Consider the following 17,169-nt stretch of genomic DNA (forward strand, 5'->3'; position numbering starts at 1 on the left):
CGCGATCAACACGCCCGGAATATACGGGAGTTCGCTGGAAGATGTGACGGGCGCGCTCGAACGTGAACGGTTCCACGCGTTCCCTGTGTCACGCATGTGATCTTGTGTCGCTTCTGCCGGTCAGGTGCCCTGCTTGTTCAGGTCAGATGCCGTGCTTCTTCAGGATCGCCTCAATGTCGCTGAAGTCGTCCCCTGAGCCCGTGGCCCGGGGGGCCGCCGCGGGCCGGGTGGTGAGGCCCGAGCCCTGGCCGAGCGACGGGGCCGAGGCCGCCGGTGCCTCCGCCTCGCGCCGGGAGGCGGCCTTCGCCGCTCTGCGTTCCTTCCGGGTCCCGCCGCCGCGCCGCTCCACTGCACGGGTGATCATGAACAGTGCCCAGGCGCCGCCGAGCACGATGAAGCCGGCCCACGCGGTGGGGCTGAAGGCGGTGTCGGCCAGCCAGCCGACGACCCCGGTCATGACCAGGCCGATCGGCACCAGGGAGTAGGCGGCGATACGGGCCGCCGACAGGTAACGCTTGCGGTAGGCCGTCACCGCGGCGATGCCGAGGCCGGCGACGGAGACGGCGGAGCAGACGGTCTCTGCGATCATTCCGGTCCTCCAGGCAGGGCTCGGGGCGACGTGGATCCTCTTCCCCTCCATCCTGCACCGCCTCGTGCCCGGTATGCCACGGTCCGGGCAGACCTCAGGGAGATCTCGGGGTCGCCGTCCTCCTCAGGTCCCGGCGGCACCCCCGTATCCCCGCGGCACCGCAGGTCCCGGTGGCACCGCACCCCCGCCGGACTGGGAGACTGGATCCCATGAGCGACTTCTCCGCCTCCCCCGCCCAGAGCCCGGCCTCCGTCGTCCTGGACGTCTGGTGCGATCTCCAGTGCCCCGACTGCCGTGACGCGCTCGCCGACCTGCACGCGCTGCGCGCCCGCTACGGCGACCGCCTAGAGCTGCGCCTGCGGCACTTCCCGCTGGAGAAGAACAAGCACGCCTTCGCCGCGGCACAGGCCGCCGAGGAAGCCGCCGAGCAGGGCTCCGCCTGGCCCTACGTCGAGGCCGTACTCGGTCGCGTCGAGGAGCTGAAGGGCGACGGCGAGGCCTTCCTGGTCAAGGCCGCCCGGGAACTCGGCCTGGACGCCGAGGAGTTCGACACGGCCCTGATCGACGGGCGGCACATCCTGATCGTCGACGCGGACCAGGCCGAGGGCAAGGCGATCGGCGTCACCGGCACCCCCACGTACGTCATCGGCGGCGAGCGCCTGGACGGCGGCAAGAGCCAGGAGGGGCTGCGCGAGCGGATCGAGGAGATCGCCGACCGGCTGCTCGCCGCGACGGCGTGATCAGCCGCTACAGCAGCGTCTTGTACAGGTGGTGCTCCGTCGTCTCGTACCCGAGTGACGCGTAGAGCCGCTCGGCCGGGGTGTTCCCCGCGAAGACGTTGAGGCCGATGCGGTCCAGTCCGGCGGCCGTCGCGCGGGCCTCGGCGAGCCGCATGAGCGTCCGGCCGTGTCCGCGCCCGCGCCGGTCGGCACGAACGGCGACGTCGTAGACGAAGGCGTGTCCGCCGCGGCGCCCCAGCCAGAGATCGCCCACGGGGACGCCCTCGTGTTCGAGGACGGTCAGCCACATGTTCGCGGTGTCCGGGCCCTGCGGCAGCGCGCCGCCGAAGTCGCGGTCCGCCTTGGCGAGCGCCTCGGCCTCCGGCACGCCGCGCCGGATCCAGTCCTCGGCGTACTGCCGCCTGCCCTCCCGGTCCCATTCCTCGTACTCGTCCCGCGTCATGGGACGGTCGGCGCTGCCCGGAGGGAGGACGACCGCGGGGCCGTCCAGGGCCTTCTCCATGACGCGGTTGCGCAGGACGTAACCGAGCGCCCTGGTGAGCTGCAAGGCGGGCCCGGCGTCCCCGGGAACGGTCACCTCGATCTGCCGGCAGCCCCACCCGCGGGCGACCTCCTCCGCCGCGAGCGCCGCGACCGTGCCGCGGCCGCGGCCCCGGTCGGGCTCGTCGATGCCCAGCTCGCGGATCCGGGCGGCGGGCGGCCCCGCGCCGGGTTCCGTGGCGAGGTGGACCCGGCCGACGGGACGGCTGTTCACGCACACCTGGAAGCGGCGCGAGAGGGTCCCGTCGGTGGCGCGGTGAAGCGGCTCGGTCGGCCGCAGGGTCGTGGTCATCAGGGGTGTTGTACCCACTGACGCGCCCGTCGTCAGCCGAATTACCCGGCGATACGGGCCCGGTGGCCTTCCGGCCGGTGAACTCCCCACGACGAACTGCCCGGCCCACGGTCTCCGAGCCGATGGTCCTCCGAGCCGATGGTCCGCCGAGCCGGTGGTCCTCCGAGCCGGGGAACGTCCGGTCCGGTCAGGGTTCGAGGTCGTCCCCGGCCCGCTCCTCGAAGACGCGCATCGCCTTGGCGGTCACCGGGCCCGGCGTGCCCGGCAGTTCACGGGTGTCGACCCGGTGCACGGCCTGCACATCACGCAGTGTGGAGGTCAGGAAGATCTCGTCGGCGCGCTCCAGCACGTCCAGCGGAAGGTCCGTCTCCTTGGCGCCGGTCCATTCGACCGTGAGGGCACGCGTGATGCCGGCCAGACAGCCGGAGGCGACGGGCGGGGTGTGGATCTCGCCGTCGAGGACGACGAAGACGTTCGACCCGGTGCCCTCGCAGAGTTGGCCCACCGTGTTGGCGAACAGCGCCTCGGACGCGCCGTGTTCACGTGCGCGGGCCAGGGCGACGACGTTCTCCGCGTACGAGGTGGTCTTCAGGCCGGTCAGCGCGCCCCGCTCGTTGCGGGTCCAGGGAACGGTGACGACGGCCGTGGAGTCGGGGCGCGGGGCCGATCCGCCGAGCGCGACGACGAGCGTCGGACCGTGCTCTCCGCGGTCCGAGCCGAGCGGGCCGTGGCCTCCGGTGTAGGTGATCCGGAGCCGGCCGAGCGGCATCGGGTTGGCGTCGAGGACGGCGGCGCAGGCGCGGCGCACCTCGTCGGCGTCGGGCTCGGGCAGACCGAGGCCGCGGGCCGAGCGGGCCAGCCGGTCGAGGTGGCGGGTCAGCGCGAAGGGCCGGCCTTCGACCGCCTTGACGGTCTCGAAGATGCCGTCACCCACGGTCAGTCCGTGGTCGAAGACGGAGACGCGGGCGGCCTCGATGTCCTGGAGCCCGCCGTCGAGCCATAGCTTCACTGGTCCTACCTCGCATGTGAGTGTGCCGGACGCGTCGTCCGGGCACGTCGTTCCGGCGCCGGTCCCCGCCTCGTCCGTCCCCGGAACCGGGTCAGTCCGTGAGGGTCCCGTCACCCGCGTCGTACGTTCCCGACGCTACCGCGAGCAGCCGGGACGCCTTCAGCTCGGTCTCCCGCCACTCTCCCTCGGGGTCGGACCCCCAGGTGATGCCGGCCCCGGTGCCGAACCGCAGGACGCCGTCGGCGCGGTCGATCCAGAACGTACGGATGCCCACGGCCAGCTCACCGGTGCCGCGGTCGGCGTCGACCCAGCCGATGCCTCCGCAGTAGGGGCCGCGCGGCGCGGTCTCCAGGGCCTCGATGATCCGCAGGGCGCTGGACTTGGGAGCGCCGGTGACGGAGCCGGGCGGGAAGGCCGCCGCCAGGAGTCCGGGCCAGCCGACGCCCTCGCGCAGTTCGCCGCTGACGGTGGAGACGAGGTGGACGAGCCCCGGATGCTTCTCCACGACGCACAGATCGGGCACGGCCACGGTGCCGGTGGCGCAGACCTGGCCGATGTCGTTGCGGACGAGGTCCACGATCATCACGTTCTCGGCGTAGTCCTTGTCGAGGAGGTCCGCCTCGGTGCGTCCGGTGCCCTTGATCGGGCCCGACTCGACCGCACGGCCCGCGCGGCGCACGAAGAGCTCGGGGGAGGCCGTGGCTATCTCGACGCCGTGGTCCGGGAGCCGAATCGTTCCGGCGTACGGCGCCGGGTTGCCGCGGGCCAGCAGGGCGGTCAGCGCGTCGACGTCGGCGTCGGCCGGTACCGGCGCGGAGAGCACCCGGCAGAGATTGGCCTGATAGACCTCGCCGCGCGCGATGTGCTCCCGGATGCGGCGCACACCGGCCGTGTACGCGGCGCGGTCGAGGGACGACGTCCAGTCGCCGGCCGCCGGTCCGTGCCATCGTCCCGGAACCGGGGCGGGCACCGGCTCCTCCCGTACGTCCCGGAAGCGGGCGCAGGTCAGACGCCCTTCGAAGTCCGCCGAGACGGCCCAGAAGCCGGACGAGTCCAGGGCCGCGGGGTCGCTGGTGACATCGAGGAGACCGGTGGCGACGAGGCCGCCGAAACGGGCGAGAGGAGGGAGGTCGAGCACGCAGACGAGTCTAGGGCGCGTGTCCTCGGAGTGCCCTGACCATGTCCTCGGGGGGACAGACCGCAGCACGCTGCACAAACGCGTTTTTGTGCTGGCCCGGGAATCCGCTAGAGTTCAACACGTCGCCGGGACGCGCAAGCGGAACGGAAACGACACGCGGACGTAGCTCAGTTGGTAGAGCGCAACCTTGCCAAGGTTGAGGTCGCCAGTTCGAACCTGGTCGTCCGCTCGCAGGAAAGTGGGGGATCTTCCCGAACCCGCACTTCTGGTGGAGTGGCCGAGAGGCGAGGCAACGGCCTGCAAAGCCGTCTACACGGGTTCAAATCCCGTCTCCACCTCCAAGGACGATTAGCTCAGCGGGAGAGCGCTTCCCTGACACGGAAGAGGTCACTGGTTCAATCCCAGTATCGTCCACTGGTCCGCAAGGACTTGGTCCGCAAGGATCCCCGCGCGATTAGCTCAGCGGGAGAGCGCTTCCCTGACACGGAAGAGGTCACTGGTTCAATCCCAGTATCGCGCACGCAGTACATGCAGCAAGCGTGGCTCAAGGCCGCGTGACCTGCGCGATTAGCTCAGCGGGAGAGCGCTTCCCTGACACGGAAGAGGTCACTGGTTCAATCCCAGTATCGCGCACCAGCAAAGCCCCCGGTCGTCTCACGACCGGGGGTTTCGTCGTTCCCGGGCGTCGTCCGGCGCGGGGGCTCCCTCCGCCCGGGAGGGAGCCCCCGCGGGGGTTCAGGACGAGAACAGCATGTGCCCGAAGCTCTTGTGGCCGTGGTGACCGCCATGACCGCCGCCGTGGCCGCCGTAGTGACCACCGTGGCCGCCGTGACCGCCGTGCTGCGGGGCACCCCACGCGGGGGCCGGCGCGGACGGGTACGCCTGCGGCGGCGGCGCGGGCTGGGACCACTGCGCCTCCACACGGGTCAGCGCCTCCAGCTCGCCGTAGTCGAGGAAGATCCCTCGGCAGCCGCTGCACTGCTCGATCTGGACGCCATTGCGGTTGTACGTGTGCATCGGCGCATGGCATTTCGGACACTGCATGCTCGGCTCAACTCCTCGCCGGTCGGTACTGCTTCCGCCAGGACAGACATCGCCCGGCCTCGGTCGGTTGCACCCTACGTCGCGAAACCTCGGGTCAACTCGGGCGGTACGGAACTCATTCGGTCACAGGCGTCGACGACGGCCTGCTGCACCTCGTCCAACGGACGCCCCGCGGCGGCCGACTTGGCGATCGCCAGGGCCGCGGTCTGGACGGTGAGGGCGCGGGCTGCCACGTCCAGGGCGGGCCAGGGGTCGCCGTCGGGGGGAACGGCCGGGCCGCCCGCGTCGCGGTACGCGCCCAGGAAGCGCAGCCAGTCGCCGGGCGGCAGCAGCCCGCAGGCGTACCAGGCGGCGGGGCGGGCCAGGTCCCAGGCCGGTTCGCCGACGCCCAGGTCGTCGACGTCGATGAGGAGCCAGGGGCCGTCCGGCGCGGGATGACGTACGAGCTGGCCGAGGTGCAGGTCGCCGTGGCACAGGGTCGTGGTGTCCGGCATCGGGGCCTCGGACCGCGCCCAGTCGGGCAGGGCGGCCCAGGCCCGCAGGACGGGGGCCGCGGCGGGGTGCGGGCCGGCCGCGCGCAGCCTGGCCAGGGCGCGGGCGGCCTTGGCGGGTCCCCGCATGGGCGGCAGCCCGTCCGGAGCGGGGGTCCGGTGCAGCCGGGCCAGCAGCGTCGCGGCCTCCTCCCAGGGAGCCGCCTGCGGAGCGTCGGGGTCCACGGGGGTGCCGTACGGCCACAGGGTCACCCGGCGGCCGAGGAGGTCGGCGGGGGCCGGGTCCGACGGCGGCAGGAGGATGCCGGGGAGGCGCGAGGCCGCGCGGAGGCGCAGGACGAGCTCACGGGGCTCCGTGTCCGGGGCGTGGGCCTTGGCGACGACCTCGCCGTGGCGGACCACGGTGCCGTCGTCGCGGTCCGCGAGAAGGGTGTCCTCGGCACCGCAGGCACAGACTCCGCGGGAACCGGCTTCACGGGGGCCGACACCATGGGAACCAGCTTCGCGGGGGCCGGCTCCGCAGGGGCCGACACCATGGGAACCAGCTGCATGGGGGCCGGCTTCACGGGGGTCGGCCTCGCGGGGGCCGACACCATGGGGACCGGCTCCGCGGGGGCCGGCTGCATGGGGGCCGGCCTCACGGGGGCCGACACCGTGGGGACCGGCTTCATGGGGACCGGCTGCATGGGGACCGGCTCCGCGGGGGCCTGCTCCGCGGGGGCCGGGTACGGCCACGGGTGCGGCGGCCGGATGAGCCGCGGCACGCGCCGCGTCGCCGAGCACGGTCGTCAGGCTGCGCACGGTCACGTATCCCCCCTGGACTGGACGACGGGCCTGGCCGGCGGGCCCGTACGGAGTCCGCCGCCCGGGCCACCTCCGGCTGAGGGTACGCAGCCGGACACCACCCCCGACACCCGGCACCGTGACTCCCCGGCCACCCGCGGCACCCCGGCTCCCCGCGCCTCGGGCACCGCGCACCCGTGGCGCCGCTGCCGTCCCGGGCACCCCCGCACCCAGGGCGTGGCCACCCTCCTGGGCACCCGTGCACCCATGGCCGCCTCGGCCACCGAGAACCCGGAACACCCCGTCGCCCCGCCCCGCCCCACTCTCTGCCCCCGGGGCAAAAAGAGATGCCCGCGCAGCTCCCCAGCTGCGCGGGCATCTTCCTGCCGTCCGCCGCACCCCCGTCCCCACGGGGTTTCATGGCCGGATGTCCCCGCCCGGACCGCTCTTCCGGGCCTGGGGCGCCGCTCAGCGCCCCAGCATCACGCCCACGGACGACGCCTGTGTGACCACCGCGTCCCAGCCGCCGAAGGCGACTACGAGCAGGGCCGCCAGGGGAAGGACCATCGCGGTCGCCACCAAGGGGTGGCGACGACCCTGGCGGGTGCCGAACGCGGCTGTGTACGCCTTGCGTCCCTGCGTACGGAGATCCGTCCGCGGTGCCGTGTGGGCCATGGTCCCTCTCCTGACCGAGATTCTGTTGTGCCTGGCAGCGGCGGGTGGCTGACCTCGGGGGACGAGTGCTGCACCCGCCGCTTGACCTCAAATCTAGGCGCGTCACGCCGTCGGGTCGTCATGCCCTCGTACCGATTGCCGGGCCTCCCGGAGTATGAGCCGTGACCTGCCGAGTACTACCGTGGGTGGAGACGCGGACCCCGGTCTCAGGGTCTTCCCGGAGGGGACGCCCGATCCGCCCCTACTGTTCCGAGCTGTCCTCCCGGGGAACCGGCTGCTCGACGAGGGCCAGCACCCGAGTCGCCATGAAGCGGGCGGTCCGTACCACTGTTCCGTTTCGAGTGACTTCGCTCACTTCCACCACACCTCGGCGCACCGCCGTCTCCACCCGGCGGCCCGCCCTGCTCGCCACCACCTCGTACGTACGCGTCGTGTCCCCTGCGTCCACGACTATCTCCACGCGGTCACCCCTCACGGGCTCAATCCCCCTTCAGCGATGGATGGTTGGGATCACAGGCGGCCCAAAGAGCTGTTGCCCGCACGCTCTCTGACCACCTCTCAAGTTTCCCACCCGGCACTGACAATCGATCGGGACGAGAGGGCGCGGCCTCTGCGCGCACCCGGCCGCGGAAACGTAAGCTGTGGCTCGTCAAACGGACCGGGCAGCGGGGATGGACATGGCGATGATGCGCCTGAGGCGCGAGGACCCGCGTGTCGTCGGCTCGTTCAGGCTTCACCGACGGCTCGGCGCGGGGGGTATGGGTGTGGTCTACCTGGGCTCCGACCGGCGCGGCCAGCGGGTCGCGCTGAAGGTGATCCGGCCCGATCTGGCGGAGGATCAGGAGTTCCGTTCCCGGTTCGCCCGCGAGGTCTCGGCCGCACGGCGGATCAGGGGCGGCTGCACGGCACGGCTCGTCGCCGCCGACCTGGAGGCGGACCGCCCGTGGTTCGCGACGCAGTACGTGCCGGGGCCGTCCCTGCACGACAAGGTCGCCGAGGAGGGTCCGCTGTCGGCCGCCGACGTGGCCGCCGTCGGCGCCGCCCTCTCCGAGGGGCTCGTCGCGGTGCACGAGGCCGGGGTGGTCCACCGTGACCTCAAGCCGTCCAACATCCTGCTGTCCCCGAAGGGACCGCGGATCATCGACTTCGGCATCGCGTGGGCGACGGGGGCGAGCACGCTCACCCATGTCGGCACGGCCGTCGGCTCTCCGGGCTTCCTGGCTCCGGAGCAGGTGCGCGGCGTCGCCGTCACCCCGGCCACGGACGTGTTCGCGCTCGGTGCCACGCTCGCGTACGCGGCGACCCAGGACTCGCCCTTCGGCCAGGGCAGCTCCGAGGTGATGCTCTACCGCGTGGTCCACGAGGAGCCCCATCTGCACGGGGTCCCCGACGCGCTCGCGCCGCTGGTCCGTGCCTGCCTGGCGAAAGATCCCGAGGAGCGGCCCAGCACCCTCCAACTGTCCCTGCGGCTCAAGGAGATCGCCGCCCGCGAGGCCCAGGGCATGGTGGACACGCGGCCGCCCGCACAGCGTTCGGATCCGGACCGGCCCACGGGCCGGCTGGCCGAGCAGTACGCCGAACAGCGCACCCAGCGGCGGCCCGGGGCCACTCCCCCGCCGCGCACCGGCGGGACGAACGGCGGATCGCGGTCGGGCTCGCGCCCGGCGCCCCCGCGCAACACCGGCCGCACCGGGAACAGGCCCGCCCCCCGCAGCGGCACCGGAAGGACCGGCCCGCGGACCACCGGCACCGGCAGGCGGCCCGCCAACCCGCGACTGCTGCGCCAGCGGCTCTTCGTGTTCGTGGTGGTGACGCTGCTGGTCGCGCTGGGGATCGCGGCGGCCCAGGGATGCCAGGGGCCGTCCCGCGGCCTCGACGACAGCCCGCGCAAGCCCGTGCACCAGCAGCAGGCGGCGTCCGGGGCACTCCCCTAGGGCCTGTGGGCGCGCTCTCCGGTCCGGCCGGAGCGCGCCCGCCACGGCATCCCGGAGAGCGCGGCTCTCAGCTCCCGGGGCGGCCCGTCGCCACCGCGTAGAAGGCGACCGCGGCCGCCGCGCCGACGTTCAGGGAGTCGACGCCGTGGGCCATCGGGATGCGGACCCATTCGTCGGCGGCCATCAGCGCCCGGGTGGAGAGCCCGTCGCCCTCCGCGCCGAGCATCAGCGCGACCCGGTCCATCGTGTGCGGGGCGGCCTCGTCGAGGGACCTCGCCTTCTCGTCCGGGGTGAGGGCGAGCAGGTTGAACCCGGCGTCGCGGACCGACTCCAGGCCCTTGGGCCAGGTGTCGAGGCGGGCGTAGGGGACCGAGAAGACCGCGCCCATCGACACCTTGACCGAGCGGCGGTAGAGCGGGTCGGCGCAGTCCGGCGAGAGCAGGACCGCGTCCATGCCGAGGGCCGCGGCGGAGCGGAAGATGGCGCCGATGTTCGTGTGGTCGTTGACCGACTCCATGACGACGACCCGGCGCGCGGTCCGCAGCAGTTCCTCCGCCGTCGGCAGCGGCTTGCGCTGCATGGAGGCGAGCGCTCCCCGGTGGACGTGATAGCCGGTGACCTGCTCGGCGAGCTCCGGGCTGACCGCGTAGACGGGTGCCGGGAGTTCGTCGATGACATCGCGCATGACGTCGACCCACTTGGCGGACAGCAGCATCGAGCGCATCTCGTAGCCGGCGTCCTTGGCCCGTCTGATGACCTTCTCGCCCTCGGCGATGAACAGGCCCTCGGCGGGTTCGCGCTTGCGGCGCAGTTCCACGTCGGTCAGGCCCGTGTAGTCGCGCAGACGCGGGTCGTCGGGGTTGTCGACGGTGATGAGATCGGCCACAGGGTGATACTGCCTTGTCCTGGGTGCGGTGCCAACGGCTGGGAACGGGTTGGGTTACCCGGGGTTACTCGGGAATCCCGGGGCCGACGTCCACGACCTCGCCGATGACGATGACGGCGGGGGGCCTGACGTCCTCGGCGCGGACGGTCTCGGCGACGGTGGCCAGGGTGGCGTCGACGCGGCGCTGTGCGGCGGTCGTGCCCTCCTGGACGAGGGCGACGGGGGTGTCGGCTGGCTTGCCGTGCGCCACGAGCGTCTCGGCGATCCGGCCGATCTTGTCGACGCCCATGAGGACGACGAGGGTGCCGCGCAGCTTGGCGAGCGCGGGCCAGTCGACCAGGGAGCGCTCGTCGTCGGGAGCCACATGACCGCTGACCACGGTGAACTCGTGGGCGACGCCCCGGTGGGTGACCGGGATCCCGGCCGCGCCCGGCACCGAGATCGAGCTGGAGATGCCGGGGACGATCGTGCAGGCGATGCCGGCCTCGGCGAGCGCCTGGGCCTCCTCCATGCCGCGCCCGAAGACGAACGGGTCGCCGCCCTTGAGGCGGACGACGGACTTGCCCTGCTTCGCGTGCTCGATGAGCGCGTTGTTGATGGCCTCCTGGGCCATGAACCGCCCGTACGGGATCTTCGCCGCGTCGATCACCTCGACGTGCGGCGGGAGTTCGGCGAGCAGGTCGCGGGGGCCGAGGCGGTCGGCGATGACCACGTCGGCCTCGGCGAGCAGCCGGCGGCCGCGGACCGTGATCAGGTCGGGGTCGCCGGGGCCTCCGCCGACCAGGGCGACGCCGGGGGTACGGGTGCGGTGGTGCGGCGCGACGAGCGTGCCGTCGCGCAGGCCCTCGACCACGGCGTCGCGGATGGCGGCGGTGTGGCGGGGGTCGCGGCCCTTGGCGTCCGTGGTGAGGACGGCGACGGTCACGCCCTCGCTGTGGCCGGTGGCCGGGGTCCACGCGGTCGCCGCGTCGGCGTCGTCCGAGCGGACGCACCAGACGCGCCGGCGCTCGGCCTCGGCCGAGGCCTCGGCACTGGCGGCCGGGTCGCTGGTGGCGATGAGCGCGTACCAGGCGTCGGCGAGGTCGCCCTCCTCGTACGGGCGCCTCGTCCAGGTGATCTCGCCCGCGTCGGCCATCGCCTCGACGGACGGGGTGGCCTGCGGGGAGACGAGCTGGACGTCCGCGCCCGCCGCGATGAGCGCGGGAAGCCGGCGCTGGGCCACCTGGCCACCGCCGAGGACGACGACGCGACGACCGGCGAGGCGGAGGCCCACGGGGTAGGCGGGGTGTTCGGCCATGGAGGTGCGGCTCCTCGTACGGGCGGGCGGTGCGGTGGGCGCTGCGGCTCTGGAGCGGCCCTGACGTGGGGTTCTTCGGTGGGGATCCAGACTGCGGCGAGGGTGGGGCGGACAGGCCGGAACGCCTGCCCGCCCCACCCCACCGGTGCCGTGGGCCTACTTCTCGGTCACCCCGGCCGAGTCGAACGTGGCGACCTCGTGCATCGCCCGCGCCGCGCTCTGCACGATGGGCAGGGCGAGCAGGGCGCCGGTGCCTTCGCCGAGGCGCAGGTCGAGGTCGATCAGCGGGCGCAGGCCGAGCTTGTTCAGGGCGGCCACGTGGCCGGGCTCGGCGCTGCGGTGGCCCGCGATGCAGGCGGCCAGGACCTCGGGCGCGATGGCGCGGGCCACCAGCGCGGCGGCTCCCGCGCTGACGCCGTCCAGGATCACCGGCGTCCGCAGGGACGCCCCGCCGAGGAGCAGCCCGACCATGGCCGCGTGCTCCAGGCCGCCGATCGCCGCGAGGACGCCGATCGGGTCGGCCGGGTCCGGCTGGTGGAACTCGATGGCACGCCGGACGACCTCGGTCTTGCGGGCCAGGGTCTCGTCGTTGATGCCGGTGCCACGGCCCGTCACCTCGGCGGGGTCGGCGCCGGTGAAGACCGAGATCAGGGCCGCCGACGCGGTCGTGTTGGCGATGCCCATCTCACCGGTCAGCAGTGCCTTGTTGCCCGCGGCCACCAGGTCACGGGCGGTCTCGATGCCCACCTCCAGGGCGGCGACGGCCTCTTCGCGGGTCATGGCCGGTCCGGTGGTCATGTCGGCGGTGCCGGCGCGGACCTTGCGCGGCAGCAGACCCGGGGTGGCAGGCAGGTCGGAGGCGACACCGACGTCGACGACGCAGACCTCGGCGCCCACCTGGTTGGCGAACGCGTTGCAGACCGCGCCGCCGCCGAGGAAGTTGGCGACCATCTGGCCGGTGACCTCCTGCGGCCAGGGGGTGACGCCCTGCGCGTGGACACCGTGGTCACCGGCGAAGATCGCGACGGCGGCGGGCTCCGGGATCGGCGGCGGGCACATCCGGGACAGGCCCGACAGCTGCGCGGAGATGATCTCCAGCATGCCGAGGGCGCCCGCGGGCTTGGTCATCCGCTTCTGGCGCTCCCACGCCTCGCCCAGCGCCTTGGCGTCGAGCGGGCGGATGTTGGAGACCGTCTCGGCGAGCAGGTCGTGCGGCTCCTCGCCGGGCAGCGCGCGGCGGCCGTACGTCTCCTCGTGCACGACCCAGGACAGGGGGCGGCGCTTGGACCAGCCGGCCTGCATCAGCTCGGGCTCCTCCGGGAACTCGTCGACGTACCCGACGCACAGGTAGGCGACGACCTCCAGGTGCTCGGGCAGGCCCAGCGCGCGGACCATCTCGCGCTCGTCGAAGAAGCTGACCCAGCCGACGCCGAGGCCCTCGGCGCGGGCGGCGAGCCAGAAGTTCTCCACGGCGAGCGCGGCGGAGTACGGCGCCATCTGCGGCTGGGTGTGCCGGCCGAGGGTGTGGCGTCCGCCGCGGGTCGGGTCCGCGGTGACGACGACGTTCACCGGGGTGTCGAGGATGGCCTCGATCTTCATTTCCTTGAACTGCTTGGCCCGGCCCTTGGGGAGCGACTTGGCGTAGGCCTCGCGCTGGCGCTGGGCGAGTTCGTGCATGCTGCGCCGGGTCTCGGCGGAGCGGATGACGACGAAGTCCCAGGGCTGGGAGTGGCCCACGGACGGGGCGGTGTGCGCGGCCTCCAGGACGCGCAGGAGCACGTCGTGCGGGATCGGGTCGCCGCGGAAGCCGTTGCGGATGTCGCGGCGCTCGCGGATCACGCGCAGCACGGCCTCGCGCTCGGCGTCGTTGAAGCCGGGGGCCGCCGGACCTGCGGACTCGCGTACGTCTTCCGCCACGGCCGTGCTCTCTTCCTGGTCGGCGACCTGGGTGTGCAGGTCCTCCGCGTGCTGTGCGGCCATGGGTTCCGGCTCCGCGTCGAGCGGCTGCGGCAGGGCCTCGGGACCGGCCTCGGCCTCCCGGGGCGCGGGCACCGACGGCTGCGCGAGCGGGGCGGCCTCCACGACGGGGGTCTCCTCGGCCGGTACGGGTGCGACTGCCGCCGGTTCCTGGACCGGGAGCTCCTCCTCGACGGGCGCCGGAATCAGGGTCATGCCGTGCGGCGGGGTCGGGGTCTGGTGGGCGGTCGTCGGCACCGTGCCGTCCAGGGGCGGGAATCCGCCGAGGCTCCGGTCGGCCTGCGGCACCTCGGGCGCGCCGGGGAATCCGGGGGCGCCCGCCGTGTCCAGGGCGGCGTCGGGGTGCTGGTTCCGGTCGGCGTGGTGCGGGTCGCCGTCGGACCGGCCCTCGGCCGGGTGGGCGGGCCCGGCCTGCGCGGCCACGGCCACCGGCACGGCCTGCGGGATCTCGGTGAAGCCGGGCGCCGCCGGGGCGGCGCCGTCCTGGGCGGACGTCACGTCCTCGGTGAAGCCTGCGGCCTCCGGGAAGGCGGCGGCCTCGGCGAAGGCCGCGCCGTTCTCGGCGATGACGGGCTGGTCCGTGAAGTGCGGGGCCTGGACCTCGTCGGTGGCGACGTCCTGTCCGCCCTGCGCGGCTTCGGCCGAGCGCGCGGAGAGGGCCGACAGCGCGGACTCCGGTGTCTCGTAGGTGTGCGGGACCGGGGCGGCGGACTGCCCCTCATCGCCGGGAACGGCGCCGGCCAGAGGCTCCTCGTCCGCGACGAGGACAGCCGGTTCCGGCAGCTGGATGACGGGCTCGGCGAACCCGGCCTCCTCGACCGCGGGCGCGGCGAGGCCGGCTCCGTCGGTGTCCTGGGAGACGGGCTGCGAGGGGGCCTGCTCGGCGGCGGGGGCGGGGCCCTCGGCCGGGGCGTGCGGCTGCGCGAGGACGACGTGTCCGGTGTCCTCGGCGGTCGGCGCGGGTGCGGCCTCGGGCGTCTCGGTCTCGGTCTCGGGCTCGGCGGGAACGTGTCCCACGGCCTCGACGGGGTCAGGCGCGCCGATGGTGTCCGGGGCGTCCTGGAACTGCGGGCCGTCGGGAACGGCCGTGAGGGCCGGACCGTCCGTGACGGGCACGTCGGGCGCAGGGCCGGCCGCCTGGTCGTGGAGGTCGAGCGACATCTCGTCGGCCTGGGGCCCGGGGGCCTGGGCGGTCTCGGGCGCCGTGGCCGGGTCGTGCGCGAAGGGCGCCGCCACGAACCCGGGCGTCTGCCCGGTCTCCGCGGCCTGCGGTGCCTCGGGGACCGGTACGGGCTCCGGGCTCACCGCGGACACGGACGGCCGCACCGTCTCCGGCACGGGCGTTCCGGCGGCCGGGGTGGTCCACTGCACGGCGTTCTGCGGGAGGGCCTCGGCGGTCTGGGGCACGTCCAGGTACTCGGGGCCCACGGTCGGCGGGCCGGCCTGGCGCAGCGGAGCGACCGGGGTGGCCACGGAGGTCCTGCGGGCGCCCGCGGGTCCGCGGTCGGCGAGCGAACGCACCGGGCTGGAGGAGACGTCCGGCGTGGGCGGGCCGAGGTGCAGCGGACGGCGCGGCGTCACGGGCTGCGGTACCGGCTGCGCGGCCGGCTGGGACACCGGGCTCGGCGCGCGCACGGCGCCGAGGTCGATGGCGCCGGTGTCGCGTCCGTCCGTCTCGTGCGGGCCGGGTTCGTCGGTGAAGGGCATCGGGGCAGGAGGCGGCACCTCGTTGCCCCAGGCACCCTGGGCGCCGGGTGCGCCCGGCAGCAGAAGGAGGTCGTCCTCCTCGACGGAGGTCTCGGAGGTGTCGAGGTAGGTGTACGCGCCCGGCGTGGTGACGCCCGGCTGCTCCACCATGCCTGCGCTCTCCGGCAATCCCTCGCCCGGGACCTGGCCGGTGTCGGTCATGCGTACCCCTCGCCCATCGGTTAGTGCTCCAAAGTCCAGCTCGCCCGGAACGGCGCACCGACCGCCCCACAGTGAAGAACGAGCGTGCGTGCCCAGCGGCACGTACGACCGGCCAACAAAGACGACAAAGCCATTAACAGGCATTGTCCCGGTCATCCCGCCCTCGCGACAGCGTGATCCGCGAGTGCCCGCTGTGGACTGCGCCACGTTGCGCGTCCTCCGGTTCCGCCATACCACACACGCCTCAAAACGGGCGGGTTTTCCGGACATTGGCCTACGAAAGGCCGACCTCCCCGGAGCGGTACAACGATCGGCCAGCCTACCGCGCGCAGTACGACAACAGGATCACGGGGCGCGATCAGGCAGACGGCCGCTGAGCAGGAACGCGACGCTCCGCTCCTTCTCCGTCCAGGCCCGTGTATCGAGTTCGACGGACTGAATCAGCGCGCACTCGACGTCGTAGCCGTGCTCGCTCAGATCGCGGCCGACGAGCTCGGCGGCGTCACGGGTCGAGGCGTGCGCGACGATGCGCTGCGGCCTGCGGTCGGCGACCGCGGAGACGACCGCCGCTCCCCCGCCCCCGACCCGGACGACATCGGGTTCGGGCAGGTCCTCCAGGACGTGCGGGGCGCTGCCGTGCACGATCTGCATCTGCACGCCGTAGCGGCGGGCCGAGTGCTCGGTGCGGGCGCACGAGCCGGGACTGCGGTCGACGGCGATGACGGCGGCGCCGGTGCGGGCGGCCTCGACGGCGAAGGCGCCGCTGCCGGAGCCGATGTCCCAGACGAGGTCGCCGACGCGCGGGCCGAGACGGGCGAGTTGGGCCGCGCGCAGCAGATCGCTCTCCCCCTCGCGGAGCGCGCCCCCGTACGCGCCGGCGGGCAGCGCCCAGCCGCGGGGTCCGGCGGCGGGCTCCCGGCCGGCGATCCAGCCGCCGCCCTCGGCCGCGGCCACGAAGCCGCCGATGACGATGACGACGTTCGGGTCGCGCCAGGTGTGGTCGGCCGCCTTGTCGGAGGTGAGGATCGTGACCTGCTCCCGTGCGGTGCCGAGTTCCTCGCAGATGACGAAGGTGCGGTGCACTCCTTCGAGCAGCAGCCCGAGTTCGGCCGGGCCGGCGCCGGGTGAGGTGAGGACGGCGACTTTGGTGTGGGCCCGGCATACATTCACCGCGCGTCGCAGCGTTCGGCTGTGTGCGACTACTACTTGTGCGTCATCCCAGGGCATGCCGGCGCGGGCGAAGGCGGCGGCCACGGCGGAGACGGCGGGCACGACCTCGACCTCCAGGCCGAACTCGGGCGCGCGCAGCGTCCGTACGATGCCGAAGAATCCGGGGTCCCCGTCGGCGAGGACGACGGCGGTGCCCCGGTGGCCCGCGATACGGCGGGCCGCGAGACCGACGCTGCCCAGCCGGACGCGTTCGGCGCCGTCGGGCACTTCGGGGAGTTCGAGATGGTGGGCCGCGCCGGCCACGAGCGTGGCGGCACCGAGGGCGGAGCGCGCCGCAACGGACAGCGGCGAGCCGTCCCAGCCGATCACCGTGACCCGGTCGGCCATCGTCGTCAGTCTCCAGAAGGTCTTCGCAGGTCTCAGGTGCGGCCCGAGCGGGCTTGGTGAGGGTACCCCGGTGCGGCCCGGCGAGCGTGTGCCGGTCGGCGTGGCGTGAGAGCGGGCGGACCCGCCGTGCCCCGGCGCCGGCCCCGGGCGACGAACCGGGATCCGGTGCGGTGACTCCCGTACACGCATGTGACCGGACGCGACCGTATACGACTCGCCGTGACCGTACATGACGTCGTCATGACGGTTCTCGCCTGCGGAGCGGACGCCGTGCCGGAGTGCCGTGTCCCGGCCGTCTCGGCGCCGGTC

General features: G+C 73.7%; 13 protein-coding genes, 5 tRNA genes and 1 pseudogene. 7 read left to right on the plus strand and 12 right to left on the minus strand.

The genetic code is table 11. The annotated features are described in order from the left end of the window. Nucleotides 1–142: 142 nt before the first annotated feature. Complete coding sequence (locus WJM95_RS04890; RefSeq protein ID WP_339128218.1) at nucleotides 143–589, minus strand: hypothetical protein; 447 nt, start codon at nucleotides 587–589, stop codon at nucleotides 143–145. Between the two features lie 209 nt (nucleotides 590–798). On the opposite strand from WJM95_RS04890, the gene WJM95_RS04895 reads away from it, so the two are divergent. Then, nucleotides 799–1,329, plus strand: coding sequence for a DsbA family protein (locus WJM95_RS04895; RefSeq protein ID WP_339128219.1), 531 nt, complete (start codon nucleotides 799–801; stop codon nucleotides 1,327–1,329). Nucleotides 1,330–1,336: 7 nt separating this feature from the next. On the opposite strand, the gene WJM95_RS04900 is transcribed toward WJM95_RS04895, so the two are convergent. The 3 genes from WJM95_RS04900 to WJM95_RS04910 form a co-directional block, all read right to left on the minus strand. Then, nucleotides 1,337–2,161: a GNAT family N-acetyltransferase gene (locus tag WJM95_RS04900; protein ID WP_339128220.1), complete on the minus strand. Its 825-nt coding sequence runs from the start codon at nucleotides 2,159–2,161 to the stop codon at nucleotides 1,337–1,339. Nucleotides 2,162–2,348: 187 nt separating this feature from the next. Continuing rightward, nucleotides 2,349–3,170, minus strand: a complete 822-nt coding sequence (locus WJM95_RS04905) for an aminodeoxychorismate lyase (RefSeq protein WP_339128221.1) — start codon at nucleotides 3,168–3,170, stop codon at nucleotides 2,349–2,351. A 91-nt stretch (nucleotides 3,171–3,261) separates the two neighbouring features. Next, the gene (locus tag WJM95_RS04910; RefSeq protein ID WP_339128222.1) at nucleotides 3,262–4,308 is read right to left on the minus strand and encodes a chorismate-binding protein; all 1,047 of its coding nucleotides are present in this window, start codon (nucleotides 4,306–4,308) and stop codon (nucleotides 3,262–3,264) included. 156 nt (nucleotides 4,309–4,464) lie between these two features. Between WJM95_RS04910 and WJM95_RS04915 the strand changes: the two genes are divergently transcribed. From WJM95_RS04915 to WJM95_RS04935, 5 genes are all read left to right on the plus strand, one after another. Beyond that, nucleotides 4,465–4,537, plus strand: a tRNA-Gly gene (locus WJM95_RS04915). 38 nt (nucleotides 4,538–4,575) lie between these two features. After that, nucleotides 4,576–4,649, plus strand: a tRNA-Cys gene (locus WJM95_RS04920). Between the two features lies 1 nt (nucleotide 4,650). Further along, nucleotides 4,651–4,722 (plus strand) — tRNA-Val (locus WJM95_RS04925). Nucleotides 4,723–4,756: 34 nt separating this feature from the next. Continuing rightward, nucleotides 4,757–4,828, plus strand: a tRNA-Val gene (locus WJM95_RS04930). Between the two features lie 41 nt (nucleotides 4,829–4,869). After that, nucleotides 4,870–4,944: transfer RNA gene (locus WJM95_RS04935), tRNA-Val, on the plus strand. A gap of 99 nt (nucleotides 4,945–5,043) precedes the next feature. On the opposite strand, the gene WJM95_RS04940 is transcribed toward WJM95_RS04935, so the two are convergent. From WJM95_RS04940 to WJM95_RS04955, 4 genes and pseudogenes are all read right to left on the minus strand, one after another. Next, a complete protein-coding gene (locus WJM95_RS04940) occupies nucleotides 5,044–5,352 on the minus strand; it encodes a zf-TFIIB domain-containing protein (protein ID WP_339128223.1) in 309 nt (102 codons plus the stop codon). Nucleotides 5,353–5,426: 74 nt separating this feature from the next. Beyond that, a pseudogene (locus WJM95_RS04945) lies at nucleotides 5,427–6,269 on the minus strand (aminoglycoside phosphotransferase family protein); the annotation flags it as partial. 825 nt (nucleotides 6,270–7,094) lie between these two features. After that, nucleotides 7,095–7,301 (minus strand): hypothetical protein, encoded by a 207-nt coding sequence (locus tag WJM95_RS04950; protein ID WP_339128224.1) that lies wholly within the window; start codon nucleotides 7,299–7,301, stop codon nucleotides 7,095–7,097. Nucleotides 7,302–7,542: 241 nt separating this feature from the next. Beyond that, nucleotides 7,543–7,776: a hypothetical protein gene (locus tag WJM95_RS04955; protein WP_326788867.1), complete on the minus strand. Its 234-nt coding sequence runs from the start codon at nucleotides 7,774–7,776 to the stop codon at nucleotides 7,543–7,545. A gap of 196 nt (nucleotides 7,777–7,972) precedes the next feature. Here WJM95_RS04955 and WJM95_RS04960 point away from each other — a divergent pair, with 196 nt between their 5' ends. Then, a complete protein-coding gene (locus WJM95_RS04960; RefSeq protein ID WP_339128225.1) occupies nucleotides 7,973–9,235 on the plus strand; it encodes a serine/threonine-protein kinase in 1,263 nt (420 codons plus the stop codon). A gap of 67 nt (nucleotides 9,236–9,302) precedes the next feature. Here the strand turns inward: WJM95_RS04960 and WJM95_RS04965 are convergent, their stop codons facing one another. The 4 genes from WJM95_RS04965 to cbiE all read right to left on the minus strand — a co-directional run bounded on the left by WJM95_RS04965 (nucleotide 9,303) and on the right by cbiE (nucleotide 16,860). Next, entirely contained in the window at nucleotides 9,303–10,121 is an 819-nt protein-coding gene (locus WJM95_RS04965) for an RNA methyltransferase (protein ID WP_339128226.1), read from the minus strand. Nucleotides 10,122–10,185: 64 nt separating this feature from the next. Beyond that, nucleotides 10,186–11,418 carry a uroporphyrinogen-III C-methyltransferase gene (cobA, locus tag WJM95_RS04970; protein WP_339128227.1) on the minus strand — a complete coding sequence of 411 codons (1,233 nt, stop codon included), beginning with the start codon at nucleotides 11,416–11,418 and terminating at the stop codon, nucleotides 10,186–10,188. A 156-nt stretch (nucleotides 11,419–11,574) separates the two neighbouring features. Continuing rightward, nucleotides 11,575–15,303, minus strand: coding sequence for a nicotinate-nucleotide--dimethylbenzimidazole phosphoribosyltransferase (gene cobT / locus WJM95_RS04975; RefSeq protein ID WP_339128228.1), 3,729 nt, complete (start codon nucleotides 15,301–15,303; stop codon nucleotides 11,575–11,577). A gap of 345 nt (nucleotides 15,304–15,648) precedes the next feature. Next, nucleotides 15,649–16,860, minus strand: coding sequence for a precorrin-6y C5,15-methyltransferase (decarboxylating) subunit CbiE (cbiE, locus tag WJM95_RS04980; protein ID WP_339128229.1), 1,212 nt, complete (start codon nucleotides 16,858–16,860; stop codon nucleotides 15,649–15,651). Between the last annotated feature and the right edge of the window lie 309 nt (nucleotides 16,861–17,169).

Source organism: Streptomyces sp. f51, from assembly GCF_037940415.1.
Taxonomy (GTDB): domain Bacteria; phylum Actinomycetota; class Actinomycetes; order Streptomycetales; family Streptomycetaceae; genus Streptomyces.

Bases quoted from the DNA above. Each gene is read 5' to 3' on its own strand.
- cobT (WP_339128228.1), bottom strand. From the start codon at position 15,303: ATGACCGACACCGGCCAGGTCCCGGGCGAGGGATTGCCGGAGAGCGCA.
- WJM95_RS04940 (WP_339128223.1), bottom strand. From the start codon at position 5,352: ATGCAGTGTCCGAAATGCCATGCGCCGATGCACACGTACAACCGCAAT.
- WJM95_RS04895 (WP_339128219.1), top strand. From the start codon at position 799: ATGAGCGACTTCTCCGCCTCCCCCGCCCAGAGCCCGGCCTCCGTCGTC.
- cobA (WP_339128227.1), bottom strand. From the start codon at position 11,418: ATGGCCGAACACCCCGCCTACCCCGTGGGCCTCCGCCTCGCCGGTCGT.
- cbiE (WP_339128229.1), bottom strand. From the start codon at position 16,860: ATGGCCGACCGGGTCACGGTGATCGGCTGGGACGGCTCGCCGCTGTCC.
- WJM95_RS04960 (WP_339128225.1), top strand. From the start codon at position 7,973: ATGGACATGGCGATGATGCGCCTGAGGCGCGAGGACCCGCGTGTCGTC.
- WJM95_RS04950 (WP_339128224.1), bottom strand. From the start codon at position 7,301: ATGGCCCACACGGCACCGCGGACGGATCTCCGTACGCAGGGACGCAAG.
- WJM95_RS04900 (WP_339128220.1), bottom strand. From the start codon at position 2,161: ATGACCACGACCCTGCGGCCGACCGAGCCGCTTCACCGCGCCACCGAC.
- WJM95_RS04890 (WP_339128218.1), bottom strand. From the start codon at position 589: ATGATCGCAGAGACCGTCTGCTCCGCCGTCTCCGTCGCCGGCCTCGGC.